Origin of the sequence: Pseudoponticoccus marisrubri (genome assembly GCF_001482405.1) — a bacterium.
Lineage (GTDB): Bacteria > Pseudomonadota > Alphaproteobacteria > Rhodobacterales > Rhodobacteraceae > Pseudoponticoccus > Pseudoponticoccus marisrubri.
In genome coordinates this window covers 277,474-298,279 of the sequence record NZ_LPXO01000001.1, presented here as the reverse complement: position 1 = coordinate 298,279, position 20,806 = coordinate 277,474, and the positions used below count along the sequence as shown (strand labels likewise).

Sequence of the window (20,806 nt, the reverse complement as noted above, 5' to 3'; positions counted from 1 at the left end):
CGGGGCGGGCCCAAGACCCGCCCGGCGCGTTACTCGGCGGCCTGCGCGTGGCCGAACAGCGCGGCCTCGATCACGGCGCGGTCGATCCGGTCATGCTCGGCGATGACCACCAGCCGGCCCTGCCGGGCCTCGTCCGGGCCCCAGGGCCGGTCATACTGGTGGCGCACTCGCGCGCCCACGGCCTGCACCAGCAGGCGCATCGGCTTGCCGGTGACGGCGGCATGGCCCTTGACCCGCAGGATGTCGTGATCGCGGGCCAGCGCCTCGATCGCGGCCACCAGTTCGTCCGGCGCCGCCTGCTCGGGGATCTCGACCACGATCGAGTCGAAATCGTCATGTTCGTGATCGTCGTGGTCGTCATGGTGGCTGGGCCGGGCGGCCATGTCATCCTCGGCCGCGGCCTCGAGCCCGAGGATGACGCGCGGATCCACCGCGCCCTCGGCCACCTCGACCACGGGCAGGGCGCGGGGCGCTTCGGCCAGCACGATCTCGCGCGCGCGGGCCACGCCCTCGGGCCCGGCAAGGTCGGGCTTGGTCAGCAGCACGATATCGGCGCAGGAGATCTGGTCCTCGAACACCTCGGACAGCGGCGTCTCGTGGTCGAGCGAGTCGTCGGCCAGCCGCTGCGCATCCACCTTTGCCACATCCGGGGCAAACCGGCCCGCGGCCACCGCCTCGGCATCGGCCAGCGCGATCACCCCGTCCACGGTGATCTTGGAGCGGATGTCGGGCCAGTCGAAGGCCTTGAGCAGCGGCTTGGGCAGGGCCAGGCCCGAGGTCTCGATCAGGATGTGATCGGGGCGCGGCTCCAGCGCCATCAGCGCCTCGATCGTGGGGATGAAATCATCGGCCACGGTGCAGCAGATGCAGCCATTGGCCAGCTCCATGATGTTCTCGGCCGGGCAGTCGGGGATGGCGCAGCCCTTCAGGATCTCGCCATCGACGCCGACATCGCCGAACTCGTTGACCACCACGGCCAGCCGCCGGCCGCCGGGGTTCTGCATCAGCTGGGTGATCAGCGTCGTCTTGCCCGAGCCGAGAAAGCCGGTGATCACGGTGACGGGGAGCTTGGCGAGATCGGTCATGTCTTGGCCTCGGGGGTCAGGGATGGGGCTGGGGTCACAGGCGGGATGCGCGCCACGCAGTTGCGCTTGAAATGTTCGGGCCGGGCGCGCCACGGGATCAGCCCGTCGCCCGTCGCGTGATAGAGCGCCGCGCCGTCCAGAAGCATGTCCGGATGCGACACCTCGTCGACATTGCCGAACACGTAGGTCCAGCGGTCGCCGCCGCGCAGCGCCACGGTGCAGCCGTGATCGCAGTTCTGCAGGCATTCGACCGGGGTGACGGTCACGCCCTCGGGCGGCGCCTGCCGGGTCAGGCTATCGTAGAGCCGCTGGCCCGGGCGGCGCTCGTCCTGCGGGATCTCGCGGCCGCGCCGGCACTTGACGCAGACGAGCAGTTCGGTCGGGGCGGGGTCCATCGCGCGGGTCCATCCTTCTGGAACGGGGCAGGGGCGACGGGCGGGCCGGTGGCAATGGCCTGTCCGACACCGGCACACCCCGTCCGGTCTCAACAACATGCGCTGGCAGGTCTCCCGGCTTGCGGATCCCGGCCCCGGTCTGGGGCCCGCGGGCGTCCGGCCTTCCCGGCGCATGGGCCAGTGGCGGTGGACGACCTTTCCGGTCACGGTCGCGGGGGCGGCTGTGCCTGGCCGGGCGGACCCGGCTGCACATTCCCTTTTCACCTGTTTACACAGGCACCAGCTGGATGCCAGATGCGCCACGATCCCCTGCGATGTCAAGGAGCAGCACGCCATGAGCGACGAGTCCACCGACGCGAACGCCCGCCATGCCGCCAAGATGAAGAAGATCAAGGCCGCGCGCGACCGGATGATGGAGGGCAAGACCGAGGAGAAGGGCCTGATCATGGTCCATACCGGCCCGGGCAAGGGCAAGTCCTCGTCGGGATTCGGGATGATCCTGCGCTGCATCGCGCATGGCATGCCCTGCGCCGTGGTGCAGTTCATCAAGGGCACCTGGGTCACCGGCGAGGCAGAGATCCTGCGCAACCGCTTTGCCGAGGAATGCCGCTTCTTCATCTCGGGCGAGGGCTTCACCTGGGAGGTGCAGGACCGCGAACGCGACATCGCCGCGGCGCAGAACGGCTGGAAGATCGCCCGCGAGCAGATCCTCGACCCCGAGGTGCAGTTTGTGCTGCTGGACGAGATCAACATCGCGCTGCGCTACGATTATCTGGATATCGACGAGGTGGTCGATTTCCTGCTGCACGAAAAGCCGCGCATGACCCATGTCTGCCTGACCGGCCGCAATGCCAAGCCCGAGCTGATCGAGGCGGCCGACCTGGTGACCGAGATGAGCCTCGTCAAGCACCCGTTCCGCGACGGGGTGAAGGCGCAGAAAGGGGTGGAGTTCTGATGCCCCGCCGCCTTCTGACCGAGTTCGGCATGGGCAGCTCGCTGCGCCGGCAGGACTATACCCAGGCCGCCTGCCGGGCGGTGGAGAATGCGCTCTGGCACAACTCGATCAACTTGGCCGAGCTCTTCGGCAAGGACAAGACCGACATGCGCATCACCGTGGATGTGGGCGTGCAGGCGCCCGAGCGGGTCGATATCGACCGCGTGGCGGCGGTCTTCCCGTATGGCCAGGTGACGGTGAACGTCACGCGCGGCGGGCTGGACGTGCCGCGCCCCGAGGGCGACGGGCCGCCGACGGTGATGGCGAACGTGGCGATCTCGGTCGCGCTGGAGGGCGTGTGATGCAGCGTTTCATCATCGAGATGGGCATGGGCACCGACCTGCACGGGCAGGATTACACCAAGGCCGCCGGGCGCGCGATCGAGGACGCGCTGCGGCACAGCTCGCTCCCGCTCTTCGGGGCGCTGGGGATCGACCACGACCAGATGCAGGTCCGGGTGAAGGTCGGCGTGCAGGCGCCCGAGGCGGTGGATTGCGCCGCGCTGGCCACACGCCTGCCGCGCGGCCGGGCCGAGGTGACGGCGGTGCCGGGCGGGCTGGACATCACCAATCCGGACACCGGCGAGGTCACGGTGATCGCGCAGGCCGCGATCGAGGCCTTCCTGCCGCCGCAGGGCTGAGCCATGGGCCCGGCGCAGGTCACGAGCTACCGGGTCGCGGCCCCGCCCGGGCCTGCCGCGCCGCGGCTGCGGGTTGCGCTCTTTGCAGATCCCCATGCCTGCACGCCGTTCATGGGGCTGGACCGGCTGGCGGCGCTGGTCGACCGGACCAACGCGCTGGGCTGCGATCTGATCCTGATGCTGGGCGATTACGTGGGCCATGTCTGGGGCGCGCGCCCGCTGCCGCCGGCCTCGGTGGCCGGGGTGCTGGCGGGGCTCACGGCTCCTATTGGGGTCTTTGGCATCTTCGGCAACCATGACTGGCGCGACGATCCTGCGGCGCGGGACGCGCGCCGCCCCACGGCCTGGCACCACGCCTTTGCCGAGGCCGGGCTGCACATGCTGAGCAACGCCGCAACGGTGCTGGAGACCGGGCAGGGGCCGATCACGCTGGCCGGGCTCGAATCCCAGCAGGCCTTCAAGACCTTCTTTCGCCGCCGGGCCGGGGGCATGGACGACCTGCCGGCGCTTCTGCCGCAGATGCCGGCGGGGCGCTTCACCCTGCTCATGGCCCATGAGCCCGACATCTTCCCCGAGCTGCCCGACCACGTCACGCTGACGGTCTGCGGCCACACGCATGGCGGGCAGATCCGGCCCTTCGACCGGCCGCTGATCGTGCCCTCGCGCTTCGGCACGCGCTATGCGCGGGGTCATTACCGGGACGGGGCGCGGCAGATGATCGTCTCGGGCGGGTTGGGGATGTCCGGCCCGCCGCTGCGCTGGCGCTGCCCGCCCGAGCTGGTGGTGGTGGAGATCGCATGACCCAGCCTGATCTGATCGTCTGGGATTTCGACGGCGTGCTGAACGCCAACATGCGCAATGGCCGGACCTTCTGGTCCGAGACCATGAAGGCCGATCTGGGCATCGACCCGGCGGTGTTCCGCGGCGACATGTTCAGTTCGCGCGACTTCCACGACATCCTGCGCGGGCGGCGCGACCTGCTGGCCCATGTTTCGGACTGGCTGGGGCGCAACGGGCACGCGCTGACCGGCGCGGAATTCCTCGCCTACTGGTTCGAGAAGGACGCCCATCCCGATCCCGAGCTGCAAAGGCTGATCGCGGCGCATCCCGCGCGCCACGTGATCGGCACCAATAACGAGCATCACCGTTGCCGCTATATCGAGGAGGAGATGGGCTATGCCGCCATAGTGGAGCGGGTCTTCTCCTCGGGGCGGATGGGGGCGGCCAAGCCCGATCCCGGCTTCTTCGCGCAGATCGAGCGCTGGTCCGGGCTGGCCCCCTCGCGCATCCTGCTGGTCGACGACCTTGCCGCCAATATCGCCGCGGCGCGGGCGCGCGGCTGGCAGGGGTTCCACTTCACCGATGACAGCCGCGACGCGCTGCCTGTGCGGCTGGGCCTGGACTGACCCTTGGCGCGCAGCGACGGGGCAGGGCTACCGCCCGCACCGGTTTGCCGCTAGGTGTCTGGCGGGGCGGACCAATCGCGGCTTGAGGGGACAGGACCGGGCATGACACGCGCGCTGATGATCCAGGGGACGGGCTCGAACGTCGGCAAGTCGATGCTGGTGGCGGGGCTCTGCCGCGCCGCGCGGCGCCGCGGCCTGTCGGTGGCGCCCTTCAAGCCGCAGAACATGTCCAACAATGCCGCCGTCACCGCAGACGGGGGCGAGATCGGCCGTGCGCAGGCATTGCAGGCGCGTGCCTGCGGGCTGGAGCCGGTGGTCGACATGAACCCGGTGCTGCTCAAGCCCGAATCCGAGACCGGCGCGCAGGTGGTGGTGCAGGGGCGCCGGCTGACCACCGCGCGGGCGCGCGACTATGCCCGGCTCAAGCCGCAGCTGATGGCGCCGGTGCTCGACAGCTTTCACCGGCTGGGCGCGGCGCATGACATCGTGCTGGTCGAGGGCGCGGGCAGCCCGGCCGAGGTCAACCTGCGCGCGGGCGACATCGCCAATATGGGCTTCGCGCAGGCGGCCGAGGTGCCCGTGGTGCTTTGCGGCGATATCGACCGGGGCGGGGTGATCGCGCAGCTGGTCGGCACGCAGGCGGTGATGGACCCGGCCGATGCCGCGCTTGTGCAGGGCTTTGTCATCAACAAGTTCCGCGGCGACCCGTCGCTTTTCGACGAGGGCTATGCGCTGATCGCGGCGCGCACCGGCTGGCGCGGCTACGGCGTGGCGCCCTGGTTCGCCGAGGCGTGGAAGCTGCCGGCCGAGGATGCGCTGGACATCGCCACGCCGTCGCGCGCCGAGGGGCTGCACGTGGTCTGCCTGCGCCTGTCGCGAATCGCCAATTTCGACGATCTCGACCCGCTGGCGCAAAGCCCCGGGGTGCGGCTGACCATGCTGGGCCCGGGCCAGGCGCTGCCGGCGGATGCCGACCTGGTGATCCTGCCGGGCTCGAAATCCACGCGCGGCGATCTCGATTTCCTGCACGCGCAGGGTTGGGACGTGGACATCCGCGCCCATCACCGGCGCGGCGGGCGCGTGCTGGGCATCTGCGGCGGCTACCAGATGCTGGGCCGCGTGGTCGCCGATCCCGAGGGGATCGAGGGCCCGCCGGGCGAGACGCCGGGCCTTGGCCTGCTGCAGGTCGACACGGTCATGGGCGGCGACAAGAGCCTGCGCCGCGTCGCTGCGCAGCACGCAACGCTGGATCTGCCCTTCACGGGTTACGAGATCCATATCGGCCGCTCGGACGGGCCGGACCGGGCGCGCCCCTTTGCCCGTGTCGCGGGCCAGCCCGAGGGCGCGGTCTCGGCCGACGGGCGCGTCGCGGGCAGCTACCTGCACGGCATGTTCGCCGAGGATGCCTTCCGCGCGGCATGGCTGGCCGGGCTGGGTGCGACGGGCGACGCGCTGGCCTATGATGCCACGGTCGAGGCCACGCTGGACGCGCTGGCCGACCATCTCGAAAGACATCTGGACGTGGCGGGCCTGCTGGCGCTGGCCGGGTGACGGCGCGTCATTGACCTGTTGCGGGGGGCTGCTAGGCTGACGCTGCATTCGCAGGAGTTCCGTTCATGATCATCCACCGTTTCGCGCCCCGCGCGCTTCTGGCTTGCGGCCTTCTGGCCCTGCCGCTTTCGGCTGCCGCCCAGTCCGAGGACAGCTCTGATCCGGTCGAGACCTGCCGCGCCGCCCTGTCGCAGGACGACAGCCGCGACCTCGCCACCGGGATCGTGTTTCCCGATGACATAGACGGCGAGCCGCGGGATCTCGACCTCGCGCTGGCCGCCGCACAGGCCTTTGCCGCGGGCGAGGGTTGCGCGGACGGGGTCGCCCTGGACCAGTCCCGGGTCAGCGCCTGCACCGAGCTGGACAGCGTGCCCGCGGTCTGCGTGCTGCATACCGGGGTCGGCTATTTCCTGGTCCATGAAAGCTGGGTCGACCCGCTGATGGTCTTCTGGTCGCGCTACGACTGAGCCATCTGCGTCAGTGCCCGGTCCAGCCGGGCCCAGCCCTCTGCCTGTCCTGGCAGGCCCAGGCGCAGCCAGGTCTCCGAATAGGGAAAGATCCGCGACCAGACATGGTGCCGGGCCAGCCCGTCCTTCGCCGCGCGGGCGTCCGGTGTCGCGTAGGTGCGAAAGAGCGGCGTGCCGCCGACCAAGGCCCAGCCCGCCCGCGCCGCCAGCCCGTCCAGCCGCGCAGCATCGCGGGTCAGCCGTGCTGTCGTGGCCTCTTGCCAGTCTCTGTCGGCATAGGCCGCGCGCCCGGCCGCGATGGCCGGCCCGCTGACGGCCCAGGGCCCGGCCATGCGCCGCAGCGCGTCGATCAGGGGCTGCGCCCCCAAGGCGAAGCCCAGCCGCAGCCCCGCCAGCCCGTAGAACTTGCCGAAACTGCGCAGTACGATTGCGCGCGGGGCGTACTCCAGCCGCGGCACCAGCGACAGGGCGGGGCAGGAATCGGCAAAGCTCTCGTCGACCACCAGCAGGCCGACCTTCCGTGCGAGGGCTTGCAGCGCGTCCGGGTCGTGGCAGCGCCCGTCGGGATTGTTGGGATTGACCACGACGGCGAGTTCGGCCCCTGCCAGCTCGGCCAGCGTCGCCACCTCCTGCACGTGCCAGCCCTCGGCCCGCAGTGCGGCGGCGTGCTCGTTGTAGGTCGGGCCCAGCACGCGGGCCCCGCCCGCGCGGGCCAGCCGCGGCACCAGCTGGATCGCCGCCGAAGCGCCGCCCATGGCGAGACAGGCGGTGCTGTCGCCCCCGCCAAAGGCAGACCGCGCCACTCCCTCCAGCGCCGCCACATCCTGCGCCAGCGGCAGCGCCCCCAGCGCGCCCTCGGTCAGGGCCGGCATCGGGTAGGGCACCGGGTTGATCCCGGTCGACAAGTCCAGCCAGTCTGTGCCGCCATATGCGCTTCGGGCCCGGTCCAGGTCTCCGCCATGATCCCGCATGGTCATTCCCTATTGCGTGTTCGCGACCGTCGGGCCTCTCGCTGCCCAGACCGTGGCGCTAGCGGTTCAGGCGCGCCAGCCGGGCGGTGACGCTGAGGCCGTGGGCTTCCAGGCTTTCGGAGCGGGCCAGCGCCTCGGCGGCGGGGCCGATGGCGCGCAGGGCTTCGGGCGACATTTTGGCCAGCGTGGTGCGCTTGAGGAAATCCAGCACCGACAGGCCCGAGGAGAACCGGGCCGAGCGCGCGGTGGGCAGCACGTGGTTCGGCCCGCCCACGTAGTCACCGATCGCCTCGGGCGTCCACTGGCCCAGGAAGATCGCGCCGGCATGGGTGATCCGTGCGCTCAGCGCCTCGGGATCGGCGACGCAGAGCTCGAGATGCTCGGGCGCGATGCGATCCGACAGGGCGGCCGCCTCGTCGAGGTCGCGCACGGTGATCACAGCGCCGAAATCGCGCCAGGCGGCGCCGGCGATGGCGCGCCGCTCCAGCGTCTGCAGCCGGGCCTCGACCGCCTCGGCCACCGCCTGGCCGAAACCGGCATCGGTGGTCACCAGGATCGACTGGGCGCTCTCGTCATGTTCGGCCTGGCTCATCAGGTCGAGCGCGATCCAGTCGGGGTCGTTCTCGGCATCGGCGATCACCAAGATCTCGGAGGGGCCGGCGATCATGTCGATGCCCACCTTGCCGAAGACCCGCCGCTTGGCGGCGGCAACGAAGGCGTTGCCCGGCCCGGTGATCTTGTCCACCGGCGCGATGCTTTCGGTGCCATAAGCCAGCGCGGCCACGGCCTGGGCGCCGCCGATGCGGTAGATCTCGTCCACGCCGGCGATACGCGCGGCCAGCAGGACCAGCGGGTTCACCACCCCGTCGGGCGTCGGCACGGTGATGGCCAGCCGCGGCACGCCGGCCACCTTTGCGGGAATCGCGTTCATCAGCACCGAGGACGGGTAGGAGGCCAGCCCGCCGGGCACGTAGAGCCCCGCCGCGCCCACCGGCGTCCAGCGCCAGCCCAGCGTCGCGCCCTCGGGGTCGGTCCATTGCGCATCATCCGGCATCTGGCGCACATGGTAGGCGCGGATGCGCTGCGCCGCGGTCTCGAGCGCGGCGCGGTCCGCCTCGTCCACCTTGGCGCATTCCGCGGCGATCTCGTCCTCGGTGAAGCGCAGCCGGTCGGCCGTCAGCGCCAGCCGGTCGAACTGTGCCGTCAGCTCCAGCACGGCGGCATCGCCGCGGGTCCGGACATCGGCGATGATGCGGCCGACGGTCTCGTCCACGTCGGGGCTGTCCTCGCGCTTGGCGCTCAGCAGCGCGGCGAAGGCCGGTTCGAAATCAGGGTCCGTGGTGTCCAGGAAGACAGGCATGGGCGCTCTCCAAAGGCTCGGCGCCCTGCATAGAGGCTGCGCCGGCGGGTCTCAAGCGGCCCGGGCGCGCCCCGGCAGGCGCCCTGTTGTCGCGGATCAGTCCGGGTGTTTCGGCAGCTTGCCCGAGGGGGCGAGATAGGGCCGGGTCACGTCGCGCAAGGTGACCTCCAGCGCCTCGACCTCGGCGCGCAGCACACCGTCGCCGGCCAGCGTCAGCAGCACGTGACCGCCGGGCGGGGGGCCCTCCTCGAAGCTGATGGCAAGGATCGACAGGATCAGGTCGGTGTCGGTCCGGTCGACCCCCTGGCTGGAGACCGACAGCACGTTGTCGAAGACCAGCAGTGACCGCACGCGCTCGGGCGGGCGCGCGGCGGCGCGCGGGCCGGTCACGTCCTCCCAGCGGACGCGGTTGAGCAGCAGCGCCAGCCGGCGGCGGCGCGGCTGGTAGCGGATCTCGGTCACCGGCAGGACCGAATCCTGCGCCAGCGACGAGATCACCTTGAGATCCTCGGCATCGAGCGCGCCCAGGTGGAGCGCGCGGCCGCCGGCATCCTCGAAGCGCGCGTCCTCGGTCATGCGCCCTGCACCCGCTCGATCCGGGCGCCCACGGCCGAGAGCTTGTCCTCGACATGCTCGTAGCCGCGGTCGAGATGGTAGACCCGGTTGACCAGCGTCTCGCCCTCGGCCGCGAGCCCGGCCAGGATCAGCGAGACGCTGGCGCGCAGGTCGGTGGCCATCACCGGTGCGCCGCGCAGCCGCTCGACGCCGGTGACCGTGGCGGTGCCGCCATGCACGTCGATCGAGGCGCCCATGCGGATCAGTTCGGGCGCGTGCATGAAGCGGTTCTCGAAGATCTTCTCCTCCAGCACCGAGGTGCCCTCGGCCGTGCAGAGCAGCGCCATCATCTGCGCCTGCAGGTCGGTGGGGAAGCCCGGAAAGGGGGCGGTGGTGACGTCCACCGCCCGCACCCGGTCGCCCTTGCGCGCCACCTTGAGCCCGGTGCCGGTCTCCTCGATTTCGATGCCGGCGGCGGCCAGCCGCTCGCAGAAGGCCTGCACCAGCTCGATGCGACCGCCAAGGCAGGTCACCTCGCCGCCGCAGATCGCCGGGGCCAGCATGTAGGTGCCCAGCTCGATCCGGTCGGTGACCACGCGATGCGTCGCCCCGCCCAGTTTCTCGACACCCTGGATGGTGATGGTCGAGCTGCCCTCGCCTTCGATCTGCGCGCCCATGCGGCGCAGGCACTGCGCGAGGTCGACGATCTCGGGCTCGCGCGCGGCATTGCGCAGCTCGGTCGTGCCGCGGGCCAGCGTGGCGGCCATCAGCGCGTTCTCGGTCGCGCCGACCGAGACCAGCGGGAACTCGACCACGCCGCCGCGCAGCCCGCCCTGCGGCGCGCGCGCATGGACATAGCCGTCGCGCAGGTCCATCTCGGCGCCCATCGCCTCGAGCGCCTTGAGATGCAGGTCCACCGGGCGGGCGCCGATGGCGCAGCCGCCGGGCAGCGAGACCTCGGCATAGCCGGTGCGCGCCAGCAGCGGCCCCAGCACGAGGATCGAGGCGCGCATCTTGCGTACGATGTCGTAATCGGCGCGCTGCGAGGTCAGCCCGTGGCTGGACATGGCCAGCACCTTGCCGTCCTGCAGCGCGGTCACCTCGGCGCCCAGCGACTGCAGCAGCAGCGACATGGTGCGGATGTCCGACAACCGCGGCGCATTGGTCAGCGTGAGCGGATCCTCGCTGAGCAGCGTGGCGGGCATCAGTGTCAGGCAGGCGTTCTTGGCGCCCGCGATCGGGATCTCGCCCGCCAACGGCCCGTTGCCCGTGACCAGAATCGAATCCATGCCTGTCAGTCCTTCTCGCTGCTCTTCGCCGCCTGGGCGTCCTTGTCCGTGCTGCGGGCGCGCGCCTGAGCCTTGCGCCGGGCGAGGTTCGCCTTCAGCGCCGCCTTGAGCCGGTCCTCGCGCGTCGTGCCCGGCCCGCTCTGCCCGTCGGATTTGCGTGTCATGCGCGTTCGTCTAGCGCAGCGACCGGTCCGGGTCCAGCGTTTGGCCGGTGACGCGACGGCGCTGCAGAGATTTTTGCACCCGCCCTCTTGCGCCCCCCGCACGCTTCGTCTATCAGCGCGCCACGCCATGACGCAGCGCCCCGGACGGGCCGTCACGGCGCCGCGCCGGACCCGCTTCGCATCCGGCCTGCCCGATCCTCGGGGCGCAAGACGAAGATCGGCTGCTGCCGTAGCTCAGGGGTAGAGCACTCCCTTGGTAAGGGAGAGGTCGAGAGTTCAAATCTCTCCGGCAGCACCATTCCACCCCTTTGAAAACAAAGAATTCCCTTGCATGGCAGGGCGTTTGCCCGTTTTCATGTTACAAAACCCGTTACAAAATTGAGGTTGTGACATGGCAGGCAAGGTGCGCCATCTGCTGTACCGGGAAGGACGGTACTTCGCTCGCAAAGTCGTTCCGCCTGCTCTCAGACCCTTTCTGAACGGAAAAACCGAGCTTCGTGTTCCGCTTGGTCCTGATCGGCGCAACGCTCTTCGCAAGCACCCGATGGCGGTGGCCGAGATCACCGCTAAGATTGAGCTTGCCCGCCAGCAGGAGGCGCAGGCACGCGGCGTTGCCGTTGAACCTGGGCAATACCCGCTGTCTGATGCACAGATCGCACTGCGAAGTTACCAGGACAGGCTTCGGCAGGATGAAACAGCGCGCAACTCGCTGCCTGGCTATTCAACTATCTCGATTGATGATGGATTCGTCGCGGAGATCAGGAGCGGTATCGCAGGCTCACTTACCGACCCCGAACTCAATAATCTGGTGGGCCACCGGATCGCTGAGTTCCGCCGACGCGGCAATACGACTGCCGAAATCGGCAGCGAGGAATGGCGGCGGCTGGCGCGCTCCCTATGCGTTGCGGAACTTGAATCGCTTGCGCGGATGTATGAACGCGACGAGGGCAACTATACCGGCACGCCAGAGCATCCGCTCCTTGCCACCGCCGAAGTCGAAGAGCAGCAACCAGAGCCGGTATCGCTGCAGGGCTTGTTTGGCGACTACATCGCTTCGCGCAAAGTACTTGGCAAAGGTGCTGAGGCAGAGAAGCGCTGGACACCAGTTTTCGAACATCTGCGGAAATACCTGCGCCACGACGACGCGCGGCGCATCGTGAAGAAAGATCTGATAGGTTGGCGTGACGCGCTCTTGCAGGAGAAGTCCGCAAAAACCGTCGCGAGCGTCTACCTAGCCTCTGTGCGCACCGTGTTAGGATGGGCGGTGAACGAAGACCGCTTGCCGAGCAACCCGGCCAAGGACGTTCGACAGGACGTGCCGAAGGCGACACGGAACCGCGAACAGGGTTTCACGAACGCAGAAGCCACGGCCATCATTCGGCACACGGTTTCGTATGAGCCGCAGCCATTCAATGGCAATGCACCGCGCGAATTTCCCAAAACGACCGCAGCGAAGAATTGGGTGCCCCTCCTTTGCGCGCACACCGGCGCGCGCGTCACCGAGATCACACAGCTTCGGAAGCAGGACGTCCAGCACGAAGACGGTGTTTCTTTCATCCGCATTTCCCCAGACGCCGGAACAGTGAAGACTGACCAGTACCGCGACGTGCCGCTGCACAAACAGCTTGTCGACATGGGCTTTCTTGACTTTGTAGCAGCCAGCGGAACCGGCCCGCTGTTCTTCACACCGAAAGATGGCAAACCCCACCTCGAAAGCGCCCGGATCATTTCAAACCGTATCGGCGCGTGGCTGAAGTCGCGCGATCTGGTCCCGAATGGCGTCAGTCCGAACCACGGCTGGCGACATAGGTTCAAGACCGTCGCGCGCGAAGTCGGCGCGTCAGACAGAGTAACTGACGCAATCTGCGGCCACGCCGGCAGAACAGCCGGTGAGAACTATGGCGACGTGACCCTCAAGGCAAAGGCGCGTGTGGTCGACGCATTGCCGGACTACGATCTTAACTAATTGCGGCCATCACCTACCCCGGCTTGGATCTGGCACACCTGAAAAGTTAGCTTTACGCTGCGTGCCGCAGCATCGCCTGTTATAGTGTAGATACATCGCAGCACGTCGTCACGCTTCGCCCCGCGCCGCCCCGCTTCGCAACGCACCGCTGCATGATAGCCCCTCGCCGAATTCCGGCGCGGGGTGCGCTCGGAAATGATCGGTCATTCGAACGCGATCGACAGGCACCGTGCCTCGTACTCGACGGCGAACTCGTTGATGATGCGCTCCTTGCCTGCCTTGCCCCGGCGCTGGAACTCCATGTAGGCAAGCTCGATCAGGATCTCGGCTTTCCTGCTATCCACCTTCTTGAGCAGGGTGCTCATGCGCACCCCGTTCTGGCGTTGCCGCATGATCGCCTCGGCAAGATCGCCGGTGTCTTCGCAATAGGCGATGATCGCGTCGCTAACCTCTTTGGGCGTGTCTGCGGGATCGGCCGCCTGGGCAGCCAGGGGCGCGATTAGGCCGAGCGCTAGTATGATGTTTTTCATAGTATTCTCCTTATTACGCCCGATTAATCACCCCGCCTTAGATGCATGTCTACAGTGCTTTCGACTGCCGGTTGAACGGCGTTGCCAAAGTCCCACTCCAATATGAACTAATCTGTTTACATTCTATTATCCTAATGTTAATACTATTAACATTGGCAACTTCTGGGCAACCAACATGCACTTCGCAGAACGCCTGCGCCGCACCTTCGGGACGGATCGCAAGCAGGTGGAAAACAAGGATTCGACCAAGGCGCTGTCGCTCTCAGATCCGGCAGCGTTCGAACTCTTTGGCGCCATCGCCACGCACTCCGGTCTGGACATCGGGCCGCATTCGGCGATGCGCGTGCCCGCCGTCGCCTGTGCTGTTGGCCTGATCGCTGACACGGTTGGCACCTTGCCGATCAAGATTTACGAGCGCGGCACCAAGCAAACCGTCAGCGACCACCCCGCCTACCGCCTCGCCCATACCGAGGCGAACGAATGGACCAGTGCGGCCCAGCTTCGCACGCAGCTTAGCACCGACGCCCTGCTGCACGGCTCCGGCTACGCCCAGGTTGTCCGCGTCCGCGATGGCGCCCCTTACGAGCTACACCGCCTCGACCCCGCCGCAGTTCAACGCACGATCGAACCGACCGGCGAACCTGTCTACGCCGTCACCACCGAGACCGGCACCGCGCGACTAACTTTCCGCGACGTGGTGCACGTCCAGCCCTTCGGCGGGGCTTCTCCGATCTATCTGGCGCGCGAAGCCATTGGCCTTGCTATCGCCTTTGAAAAACACATGGGCGGAATCTTCGCCAATGGTGGCCGCCCCTCCGGCATCATCACCGCACAGAAGAGCCTCGACCTTGAGACCAAGAAACGCATCGCCGCGTCATGGTTCAGTACACATTCGCGCGACAACGCAGGCGGCACCGCGATCCTCGATGAAGGCATGGCGTATCAGCAACTCGCCATGACACTGGCTGACGCGCAGTTTGCCGAGAACCGCCTTGAACAAATCCGCGAGATCGCGCGCGCCTTCCGTGTCCCGCCGACCATGCTTTTTGAACTTACGCGCGGCACATGGTCGAACACCGAAGAGATGGCCCGGCAATTCTACAGCGTCACGCTGAAGCCGTGGCTCGCCGAATGGACCTGGGCCTATTCCCGGTGCCTGCTGACCCCGGAAGAGCGCGCCGACCTCTACCTTGAATTCGTCACCGACGATCTTCTCACCACCGATCACGCATCGCGCGCCACGGCCTACGGCCAGTATCGCGCAATGGGCGCCATGACAGCGAACGAAGTCCGCGCTGGCCTGAACCTCCCGGCGCACGCGGACGGCGACCTGATCGCCAATCCCTACACCACGTCAGACAAGGACCGCGCCGCATGAAGCACACAGCATTCTTCGGCGATGGCGAGAAGACCTTTGCCCTGACTGACGACATGATCGGCGAGCTTGAGCGCGTGACCGAAACCGGGATCGGCGCGCTCTATCTGCGCGTTGTTCGTGCCGGTTTCGCCCTGGCGGACCTTACCCAGATCATTCGGTTGGGCCTGATCGGCGGCGGCACCGCGCCGGAAACCGCCCACAATCTTTGCACCACCTACGCCACCAACCGGCCCCTCGAAGAACTCTACCCGCTCGCACTCAACATTCTCGATGCGCGGTGGAGCGGCACAACCAAGGAACCTGCCGATGGCTGACCGGCTCGAAATCAAAGCATCGCTGAACGTCGAAGAGACCGGCGAGATTACCGGCACCGCCTGGCCCTTCACCACGCCGGATCGCGTCGGCGACACCATCACCAAGGGCGCCCTGACTTACCCCGCAACCCTGCCGATGCTCTGGGCGCACGATCAGGCGCAGGTTGTCGGCGTTTGGGATCGGATCGAAGAGACCGAACAGGGCATCACCGTCAAGGGCCGCTTGCTGATTGAAGACGTGGCGCGTGCCCGCGAGGTGCGCGCCCTTGTCAGCTCTGGCGCAGTCTCCGGCCTTAGCATCGGCTTTCAGACAAAAGACGCCAAACGCGGCGCCAAGGGTCGCAGCATCACCAAGGCCGACCTGCACGAGATCTCGATTGTCGCCGTTCCGTGCCACCCGGACGCGCGCATTTCCTCCCTCAAAGGTGGCACGCCCCATGAACAGGAGACCGTACATATGGAAAACGAAAACCTCGAAACCACCGATCCGAAGCCGGACAACAACCCGGCCAACGATGCGCCGCAAGTGCCGCAGATCGACACCAGAGCATTCGACGCCATCAACTCCCGGCTCGACAAGCTCGAAGCAAAAGCTGCCCGACCCCACCCCGTTCACATTGGGCAGCCGGATCAGGGCACCGAGAAGAAAGCGGCCTTTGTCGAATACCTGCGCACCGGCAGCAACGACACCAAGGCACTGACCACCGCCAGCGATACGGCCAATCACATCCTCGCGCCTGACGAGGTGAGCGCAGAGTTTATCCGCAACCTGGTGGAATTTAGCCCGATCCGCAGCATCGCAGATGTGCGCACCACTGCGGCAGCGACGATCATTCTGCCCAAGCGCGCCAGCGTCACCAACGCGGCTTGGGTTGGTGAGACCGAGGCACGCACCGGCAGCGTGCCGACCTTCGACCAGTCCGAGATCACGATCAAGGAGATCGCCACCTTCGTCGATATGTCGCTGCAGCTTTCCGAAGACAGCGACAACGTGCTGAGCGAAGTGAACCTCGCGCTGGCGGAGGATTTCGGCCAGAAGGAAAGCACCTCCTTCGTGGCCGGCAGCACGGCCAACGAACCCGCTGGTTTCATGGCTGACGCTAACATTGCCGAAACCGTTGCCGCCAGTGCCACGGCACTCGACGCTGACGAACTGATTGCCATGATCTACGCGCTTCCGGCCACCTACCGGAACGCTGGCACCTGGATGATGAACGGCAGCACGCTGGCCGCGATCCGCACCCTCAAGGACGGCCACGACAATTACCTGTGGCAGCCCTCTTACCAGGCAGGCCAGCCCGAAACGATCCTGGGCCGTCCGGTGATCGAAGCCGTGGATATGCCCGACATTGGCGCCGCTGCCTCGCCCATCGCCTTCGGTGACTTCAAACGCGGCTACCGCATCTATGATCGGCTGATGCTTGGCGTGCTTGCAGATCCGTTCACACAGCGCGCCAACGGCCTGATGCGCTACCACGCCCGCCGCCGCGTCGGCGCTGGCGTGGTGCGGCCCGATGCGTTCCGCAAGCTGACCATGGCCGCCGCCTAAGCCATGCCCACGCCGCGCGCATATCAGCAAGTGACACTCGCACACGGCACCCACGCCGTGCGCTTGCGTCCGACCCTGCGCGCGGCCTGGGAACTTGAACGGCTGCATGACGGCTTCGCAGGCCTGTTGCGCAAGGTGCAGGAAGGCGACACCGCCACGCTGCATACCGTCATTCAGAGTGCCGCCAGCGATCCCAACGCGGCAGACCGCTTCCTGCGCAGCACCCGGAACATGCCGCTGGCCGACTTCCTGGCACTTACGCAGGCTCCTGCTCTCGACCTGATCGCCGCCATCTTTCCCGAGCCGGAAACCACCAGCGACAGTCCCAAACCTGCCCGGCGCGTCACCTGGGCGGAAATCTTCGACGGCCTCTACAAGATCGCCACCGGCTGGCTGGAATGGCCCCCTGAGATCGCTTGGACCGCCACGCCCTATGAGATCACGGCAGCCTATACCGCGCACCTGGACAAACTGAAGGCCCTGCACGGCGCCGCCGAAGATGAACCTGAAAATCACCACCCGTCGGAAGAGCAGCGCCAGCGCAATATCGACGCCGGCCTTGATCCCGACCTCGACCTTGACCGGCTACAGGCCCTGAAGGCTCGACTACAGGGAGGTGCCTAATGCCCCGTCCGCCCCGCCTCTGCTCCTGTGGCCGCACGGTCGCGCACGGCACCCTCTGCACCTGTCAGCGTGACACGAAGCGCGCCCGTGACAAACGCCACGACGCCCACCGTCCCAGCGCCGCACGCCGAGGCTACAGCAGCGCATGGCGCAAGGCCCGTGCCGCCTTCCTGACGCTCTATCCGATCTGTGCGCATCCCGGCTGCACCGCACCCGCTACCGTGGTCGATCACATCATTCCCCACCGTGGCGACCACGCCCTCTTCTGGGATCGCAGCAACTGGCAGCCGTTATGCCAGCGCCACCACGACGCCGACAAACAGCGGCAGGAGCGCAGCGAATGACCACCCCTTACACAGACCGCTTCCGCAACCCTGCCGATGCACGCAACTTCTCCAATCCCGAGCGCCAGCTATGGGCAACGGTGCTTCAAGCGATGATCGAAGACGCGGTGCATGGCGCACCGTCGATCTTGGGAAACCGCAAGACCCGGCAACGCCTGACCGCCGAGGCATGCGCCTATTTCCGCGACCCAACGCCAAGCCTTTCTGTCATCTGCGAACTGCTGGACCTCGACCCGGCAGCTGTTCGGCAGCGCGTGGTGCGCCAGATCGAGACCGCCGAACATGGAGCCACGCCGAACCAACAGGGCCGCAAGCAGTTCCGGCGCTATGCACGCAGTCGCAACCAACCTGAACAGTGGGCTTGATGATGTCGCGCCTACAACTTCTCGATGAGCTTGAGAAACCCAAGCATACGCGCGTTGCAATCCGCCGCATCAGCGCCGAAATGTGCTCTCCGATGGCAATTCGGACAAATTGCAATCACAAAGCGCGGATCGTCTGGCCCACCATCCGTAAGCCGCCGCACATGGTGCGCCTCAAGAAACGGCTGCCCTGCGGACGTGGCAAAAGGTGCAGGTTCGCCGCAGTCCTCGCAACGCCCCTTGGAACGTGCGAGTACATATTCGCGCACAGCCTTAGCACGCTCGAACACCGAGCCGGTCTGTTTCTTTTGTTTCGGAACGGCAGACGCAGCGTCCAGAGCGCGCCGACGAAGCTCAGCGAGATCAGGAGCTTCATCCGGCCTTGGTGCATTGGCATGTTCGTTTTCACTCGCCAGTATCGCGTCGATGTGGCGAAGCTCGAAAACAATGGCATCGCGCATGGCACCTTCACGATCCGGCGCCCTTTCAATATGGTCTGCCTCATAGAAGTACTGTCCGACGAACCTCAAGCCGTCCGCGGTGTTTCGAAAGACCAGCAAGTCCTTGCCGTTCTCGGCATGGTCCCGGATGTGCTTATTCCCGCGCAACATTTGCATGTCGCCGACCTGTCCTTGTCCGAAATATTCAAAGACTCCATCGGCTCGCATCCTATCCGAGTAACCGTGTTGCTCGCCCTCTTCACCGCTGATGCAGATGACAAGAGCGTGGTCGGCCGGCGTGATAATTCCGCCCCGTTGCTGACCACCATAACGCCCGTGGATCTCCCTTCTGCGGTTGTAGACACGTCCCTCTTCAAAGCCCCAGGGCATTACTTGGGTCCCTCCGTGCATGTTCTTGTCGCGAACATCAGTGGCTCGAATGCCCGCAGATCACAAGGCTCACCCCGAATGCTTAAAAACATCTTAGCGCCACGTAGAGAGGCGGGGGGGGCTCCGACTTTGGCGGCTCTCAGGGGACCGGCGGGGGGACCACCGCACAAGATATGCAGAAAATAAGATTTGAGGAATGACCATGCCGACCACCAGCCTCACCCTGCTGAAACAGCATCTGAACATCACCGACGACGCCGACGACGCCATCCTGACGCACAAGCTCGCCGCCGCCGAGGGCTGGGCGCTGCAATACCTGGGGATCACGACCCTGCCTGATCCGGTGCCGCCGCAGATCACTGAGGCGGTCCTGCAGATCGCGGCATTCTGGTATCTGCAGCGTGAAGCCGCGTCATACGAAGGCACCGCGCGGCCTATCCCGTTCGGCGTGATCGACCTCTTGCAGTCCTGCCGTGTCGAAGAGGTGACAGGCCATGTCGTTGCGTGATGACAGCAAGCGCCTTGAGCGCCGCCTTGAGGCGATCCCGCAGGACATTCTCCACGCCCTGCGCCCGGCATTGGTGAAGAGCGCGGAAGAAACCGCACGCAATGCGCGCACGCTCGCCCCGGTGGAAGATGGCGACCTTGCCGCGTCGATCACCGTCACCGGCCCGAATGAGACCACACCGGCCTATGCCGAAGGTGGCGGCAAGCGGACGGCAGGTCCGAACCAGGCACTGGTGACTGTCGGGAATGAGAATGTGCGCCACGGCCACTTGCAGGAATTCGGCACGATCCACCACGAGGCGCAGCCCTTTCTGCGACCTGGTTGGCGGATCGCTCGGCCCCGCGTCATGCGCCGCATTCAGCGCGCGATTACCACGGCCATCAGAAAGGCGGGCAAATGATCGACCCCGCCGTGTCCCTCCGCACCGCGTGCCGTGCCGCGCTGATCGCCACACCGGCAGTCACGGCGCTGGTACAGCCTGACCAGATCCGCACAGGCTCCACCCGGCCAGATGGGCTGCCCTGCGTGATCTTCGCCACGCCGCAACTGATCCACCTGGGCCGCGCCGCTGGCGGTTTCTACGCCTCTTCTGTCGCGCTGGATCTGCACCTTTGGGCCTTGGAGGACGGCGCCGACACCGCGCAACAGATCGGCCACGCGGTGGCGCTCGCTCTGTGGGATCAGCCGGACGCTGCCGATATCCAGATTGACGAGTACCAGCGCCCCAGCTTCGCCTTCATGCGCGACCCTGACCCGGAACGCGCCTACTGCCACGGTATCGGCACGGTCGAAGCCGTTTGCCGGTGGAGGGTCTGATGATCCCGGCAGGCAAACTTGATCGCAGCATCAAAATTGAGCGCCAGACCGAAACCGTGGCCGCGTCCGGTGCCGTTTCGAAGGCATGGGCGCCCGTTGTCACTCTGCGCGCTCAGGTGCTGACCGCCTCGACCGAGGAACGGCTGCACGGTTTCGGCGCGCTGGACAGCGACGTGACCGTGTTCCGCGTGCGCTGGCGCAACGACCTGAAAAACAGCGACCGCATCATTTTCGACGGCACAGCATATGAGATCGACCGGATCACCGAACAAGGCCGCCGCGCCGCCCTCGACCTTTACGGAAAGGCCATCACATGAGCATCCATGAGCGCGGCGTGAAGCCGCCCTTGAAGCCCGACGCCGACGCGCTGAAGAAAGCGCCGACCCCGCCGCGCTACCTCGACCGGCACGCGAAAGCCGAGTGGCGCCGGATCATGCCGCAACTGATCGGCCGGCGCGTCATTACCCGTGCCGACCTCGCCGGGGTGGAGAACTACTGTATCCAGATCGGCTACGTCCGGCAGATCGAAGAACAGCGTGCCGCCGCCGGTAGCGCAATCGACCCCAAGCTTTTCGGCGTGCTGAACCGTGCCGCCCAGACTGCGCGCCAGCTTGCCGCCGAGTACGGCCTGTCGCCCACCAGCCGCGCACGGATCGGCGCCGCGCAGCCCGCCGACGATGACGACGACAACCCTCTGAGCGTCTGACC

At 66.9% G+C, this 20,806-nt stretch carries 28 protein-coding genes, 1 tRNA gene and 1 riboswitch; of the genes, 20 read left to right on the top strand and 9 right to left on the bottom strand.

From position 1 onward, the window contains the following. Nucleotides 1-29: 29 nt before the first annotated feature. Nucleotides 30-1,085, bottom strand: coding sequence for a cobalamin biosynthesis protein CobW (gene cobW, locus AVJ23_RS01470; protein ID WP_058860372.1), 1,056 nt, complete (start codon nucleotides 1,083-1,085; stop codon nucleotides 30-32). Beyond that, nucleotides 1,082-1,480, bottom strand: coding sequence for a DUF1636 family protein (locus tag AVJ23_RS01465; protein WP_058860371.1), 399 nt, complete (start codon nucleotides 1,478-1,480; stop codon nucleotides 1,082-1,084). Before AVJ23_RS01465 ends, cobW begins: the two co-directional genes overlap by 4 nt. 88 nt (nucleotides 1,481-1,568) lie before the next feature. Next, nucleotides 1,569-1,779: riboswitch (cobalamin riboswitch) on the bottom strand. Nucleotides 1,780-1,814: 35 nt separating this feature from the next. Here AVJ23_RS01465 and cobO point away from each other — a divergent pair. The 7 genes from cobO to AVJ23_RS01430 all read left to right on the top strand — a co-directional run bounded on the left by cobO (nucleotide 1,815) and on the right by AVJ23_RS01430 (nucleotide 6,538). After that, nucleotides 1,815-2,435 (top strand): cob(I)yrinic acid a,c-diamide adenosyltransferase, encoded by a 621-nt coding sequence (gene cobO / locus AVJ23_RS01460; protein WP_058860370.1) that lies wholly within the window; start codon nucleotides 1,815-1,817, stop codon nucleotides 2,433-2,435. Continuing rightward, the gene (locus AVJ23_RS01455) at nucleotides 2,435-2,776 is read left to right on the top strand and encodes a Lin0512 family protein (RefSeq protein ID WP_058860369.1); all 342 of its coding nucleotides are present in this window, start codon (nucleotides 2,435-2,437) and stop codon (nucleotides 2,774-2,776) included. Before cobO ends, AVJ23_RS01455 begins: the two co-directional genes overlap by 1 nt. Beyond that, the gene (locus tag AVJ23_RS01450; protein ID WP_058860368.1) at nucleotides 2,776-3,114 is read left to right on the top strand and encodes a Lin0512 family protein; all 339 of its coding nucleotides are present in this window, start codon (nucleotides 2,776-2,778) and stop codon (nucleotides 3,112-3,114) included. Before AVJ23_RS01455 ends, AVJ23_RS01450 begins: the two co-directional genes overlap by 1 nt. Nucleotides 3,115-3,117: 3 nt before the next feature. Continuing rightward, nucleotides 3,118-3,915: a metallophosphoesterase gene (locus AVJ23_RS01445; protein ID WP_058860367.1), complete on the top strand. Its 798-nt coding sequence runs from the start codon at nucleotides 3,118-3,120 to the stop codon at nucleotides 3,913-3,915. After that, nucleotides 3,912-4,520 carry an HAD family hydrolase gene (locus AVJ23_RS01440; RefSeq protein WP_058860366.1) on the top strand — a complete coding sequence of 203 codons (609 nt, stop codon included), beginning with the start codon at nucleotides 3,912-3,914 and terminating at the stop codon, nucleotides 4,518-4,520. Before AVJ23_RS01445 ends, AVJ23_RS01440 begins: the two co-directional genes overlap by 4 nt. A 102-nt stretch (nucleotides 4,521-4,622) precedes the next feature. Next, nucleotides 4,623-6,071, top strand: a complete 1,449-nt coding sequence (locus AVJ23_RS01435) for a cobyric acid synthase (protein ID WP_058860365.1) — start codon at nucleotides 4,623-4,625, stop codon at nucleotides 6,069-6,071. A gap of 65 nt (nucleotides 6,072-6,136) precedes the next feature. Then, entirely contained in the window at nucleotides 6,137-6,538 is a 402-nt protein-coding gene (locus AVJ23_RS01430) for a hypothetical protein (RefSeq protein ID WP_058860364.1), read from the top strand. On the opposite strand, the gene cobD is transcribed toward AVJ23_RS01430, so the two are convergent. The 5 genes from cobD to AVJ23_RS23050 all read right to left on the bottom strand — a co-directional run bounded on the left by cobD (nucleotide 6,529) and on the right by AVJ23_RS23050 (nucleotide 10,877). Further along, nucleotides 6,529-7,509: a threonine-phosphate decarboxylase CobD gene (cobD, locus tag AVJ23_RS01425; RefSeq protein ID WP_058860363.1), complete on the bottom strand. Its 981-nt coding sequence runs from the start codon at nucleotides 7,507-7,509 to the stop codon at nucleotides 6,529-6,531. The two genes, AVJ23_RS01430 and cobD, sit on opposite strands and share 10 nt — an antisense overlap. A 58-nt stretch (nucleotides 7,510-7,567) precedes the next feature. After that, on the bottom strand, nucleotides 7,568-8,869 hold the full coding sequence (gene hisD / locus AVJ23_RS01420; protein WP_058860362.1) for a histidinol dehydrogenase: 1,302 nt from the start codon (nucleotides 8,867-8,869) through the stop codon (nucleotides 7,568-7,570). A 96-nt stretch (nucleotides 8,870-8,965) separates the two neighbouring features. Beyond that, a complete protein-coding gene (locus AVJ23_RS01415) occupies nucleotides 8,966-9,445 on the bottom strand; it encodes a DUF2948 family protein (RefSeq protein WP_058860361.1) in 480 nt (159 codons plus the stop codon). Beyond that, nucleotides 9,442-10,713 carry a UDP-N-acetylglucosamine 1-carboxyvinyltransferase gene (gene murA, locus AVJ23_RS01410; protein ID WP_058860360.1) on the bottom strand — a complete coding sequence of 424 codons (1,272 nt, stop codon included), beginning with the start codon at nucleotides 10,711-10,713 and terminating at the stop codon, nucleotides 9,442-9,444. Before murA ends, AVJ23_RS01415 begins: the two co-directional genes overlap by 4 nt. Nucleotides 10,714-10,718: 5 nt before the next feature. After that, entirely contained in the window at nucleotides 10,719-10,877 is a 159-nt protein-coding gene (locus tag AVJ23_RS23050) for a hypothetical protein (RefSeq protein WP_169795922.1), read from the bottom strand. 223 nt (nucleotides 10,878-11,100) lie between these two features. Here AVJ23_RS23050 and AVJ23_RS01405 point away from each other — a divergent pair. Next, nucleotides 11,101-11,175: transfer RNA gene (locus tag AVJ23_RS01405), tRNA-Thr, on the top strand. A 93-nt stretch (nucleotides 11,176-11,268) separates the two neighbouring features. Continuing rightward, nucleotides 11,269-12,843 (top strand): site-specific integrase, encoded by a 1,575-nt coding sequence (locus tag AVJ23_RS01400; protein WP_084794206.1) that lies wholly within the window; start codon nucleotides 11,269-11,271, stop codon nucleotides 12,841-12,843. A gap of 203 nt (nucleotides 12,844-13,046) precedes the next feature. Here the strand turns inward: AVJ23_RS01400 and AVJ23_RS01395 are convergent, their stop codons facing one another. After that, nucleotides 13,047-13,373, bottom strand: coding sequence for a hypothetical protein (locus AVJ23_RS01395; protein ID WP_058860359.1), 327 nt, complete (start codon nucleotides 13,371-13,373; stop codon nucleotides 13,047-13,049). Between the two features lie 175 nt (nucleotides 13,374-13,548). Here AVJ23_RS01395 and AVJ23_RS01390 point away from each other — a divergent pair, with 175 nt between their 5' ends. The 6 genes from AVJ23_RS01390 to AVJ23_RS01370 are packed head-to-tail and all read left to right on the top strand — an operon-like array spanning nucleotide 13,549 to nucleotide 17,947. Continuing rightward, nucleotides 13,549-14,751, top strand: a complete 1,203-nt coding sequence (locus AVJ23_RS01390) for a phage portal protein (protein WP_058860358.1) — start codon at nucleotides 13,549-13,551, stop codon at nucleotides 14,749-14,751. Next, a complete protein-coding gene (locus AVJ23_RS01385; protein WP_058860357.1) occupies nucleotides 14,748-15,065 on the top strand; it encodes a gene transfer agent family protein in 318 nt (105 codons plus the stop codon). The genes AVJ23_RS01390 and AVJ23_RS01385 overlap by 4 nt, the downstream gene beginning before the upstream one ends. Next, the gene (locus AVJ23_RS01380; protein WP_058860356.1) at nucleotides 15,058-16,614 is read left to right on the top strand and encodes a phage major capsid protein; all 1,557 of its coding nucleotides are present in this window, start codon (nucleotides 15,058-15,060) and stop codon (nucleotides 16,612-16,614) included. Before AVJ23_RS01385 ends, AVJ23_RS01380 begins: the two co-directional genes overlap by 8 nt. Nucleotides 16,615-16,644: 30 nt before the next feature. Continuing rightward, nucleotides 16,645-17,238, top strand: coding sequence for a hypothetical protein (locus AVJ23_RS01375; protein WP_157772598.1), 594 nt, complete (start codon nucleotides 16,645-16,647; stop codon nucleotides 17,236-17,238). After that, nucleotides 17,238-17,582 (top strand): HNH endonuclease signature motif containing protein, encoded by a 345-nt coding sequence (locus AVJ23_RS22135; RefSeq protein WP_084794204.1) that lies wholly within the window; start codon nucleotides 17,238-17,240, stop codon nucleotides 17,580-17,582. The genes AVJ23_RS01375 and AVJ23_RS22135 overlap by 1 nt, the downstream gene beginning before the upstream one ends. Next, a complete protein-coding gene (locus AVJ23_RS01370) occupies nucleotides 17,579-17,947 on the top strand; it encodes a hypothetical protein (protein ID WP_058860354.1) in 369 nt (122 codons plus the stop codon). The genes AVJ23_RS22135 and AVJ23_RS01370 overlap by 4 nt, the downstream gene beginning before the upstream one ends. A gap of 11 nt (nucleotides 17,948-17,958) precedes the next feature. Here AVJ23_RS01370 and AVJ23_RS22130 read toward each other — a convergent pair whose 3' ends face one another. Next, the gene (locus AVJ23_RS22130; protein WP_084794202.1) at nucleotides 17,959-18,774 is read right to left on the bottom strand and encodes an HNH endonuclease; all 816 of its coding nucleotides are present in this window, start codon (nucleotides 18,772-18,774) and stop codon (nucleotides 17,959-17,961) included. Nucleotides 18,775-18,976: 202 nt separating this feature from the next. Between AVJ23_RS22130 and AVJ23_RS01365 the strand changes: the two genes are divergently transcribed. Genes AVJ23_RS01365 through AVJ23_RS01345 form a run of 5 tightly spaced genes read left to right on the top strand, consistent with a single transcriptional unit; the run spans nucleotide 18,977 to nucleotide 20,804 of the window. Beyond that, a complete protein-coding gene (locus AVJ23_RS01365; protein ID WP_058860781.1) occupies nucleotides 18,977-19,282 on the top strand; it encodes a head-tail connector protein in 306 nt (101 codons plus the stop codon). Continuing rightward, entirely contained in the window at nucleotides 19,269-19,682 is a 414-nt protein-coding gene (locus AVJ23_RS01360; RefSeq protein WP_058860353.1) for an HK97-gp10 family putative phage morphogenesis protein, read from the top strand. The genes AVJ23_RS01365 and AVJ23_RS01360 overlap by 14 nt, the downstream gene beginning before the upstream one ends. Further along, the gene (gene gp17 / locus AVJ23_RS01355) at nucleotides 19,679-20,098 is read left to right on the top strand and encodes a tail completion protein gp17 (RefSeq protein WP_058860352.1); all 420 of its coding nucleotides are present in this window, start codon (nucleotides 19,679-19,681) and stop codon (nucleotides 20,096-20,098) included. The genes AVJ23_RS01360 and gp17 overlap by 4 nt, the downstream gene beginning before the upstream one ends. Then, nucleotides 20,098-20,415, top strand: coding sequence for a phage head closure protein (locus tag AVJ23_RS01350; protein ID WP_058860351.1), 318 nt, complete (start codon nucleotides 20,098-20,100; stop codon nucleotides 20,413-20,415). Before gp17 ends, AVJ23_RS01350 begins: the two co-directional genes overlap by 1 nt. Beyond that, nucleotides 20,412-20,804, top strand: a complete 393-nt coding sequence (locus tag AVJ23_RS01345; RefSeq protein WP_058860350.1) for a phage terminase small subunit P27 family — start codon at nucleotides 20,412-20,414, stop codon at nucleotides 20,802-20,804. The genes AVJ23_RS01350 and AVJ23_RS01345 overlap by 4 nt, the downstream gene beginning before the upstream one ends. Nucleotides 20,805-20,806 lie beyond the last annotated feature (2 nt).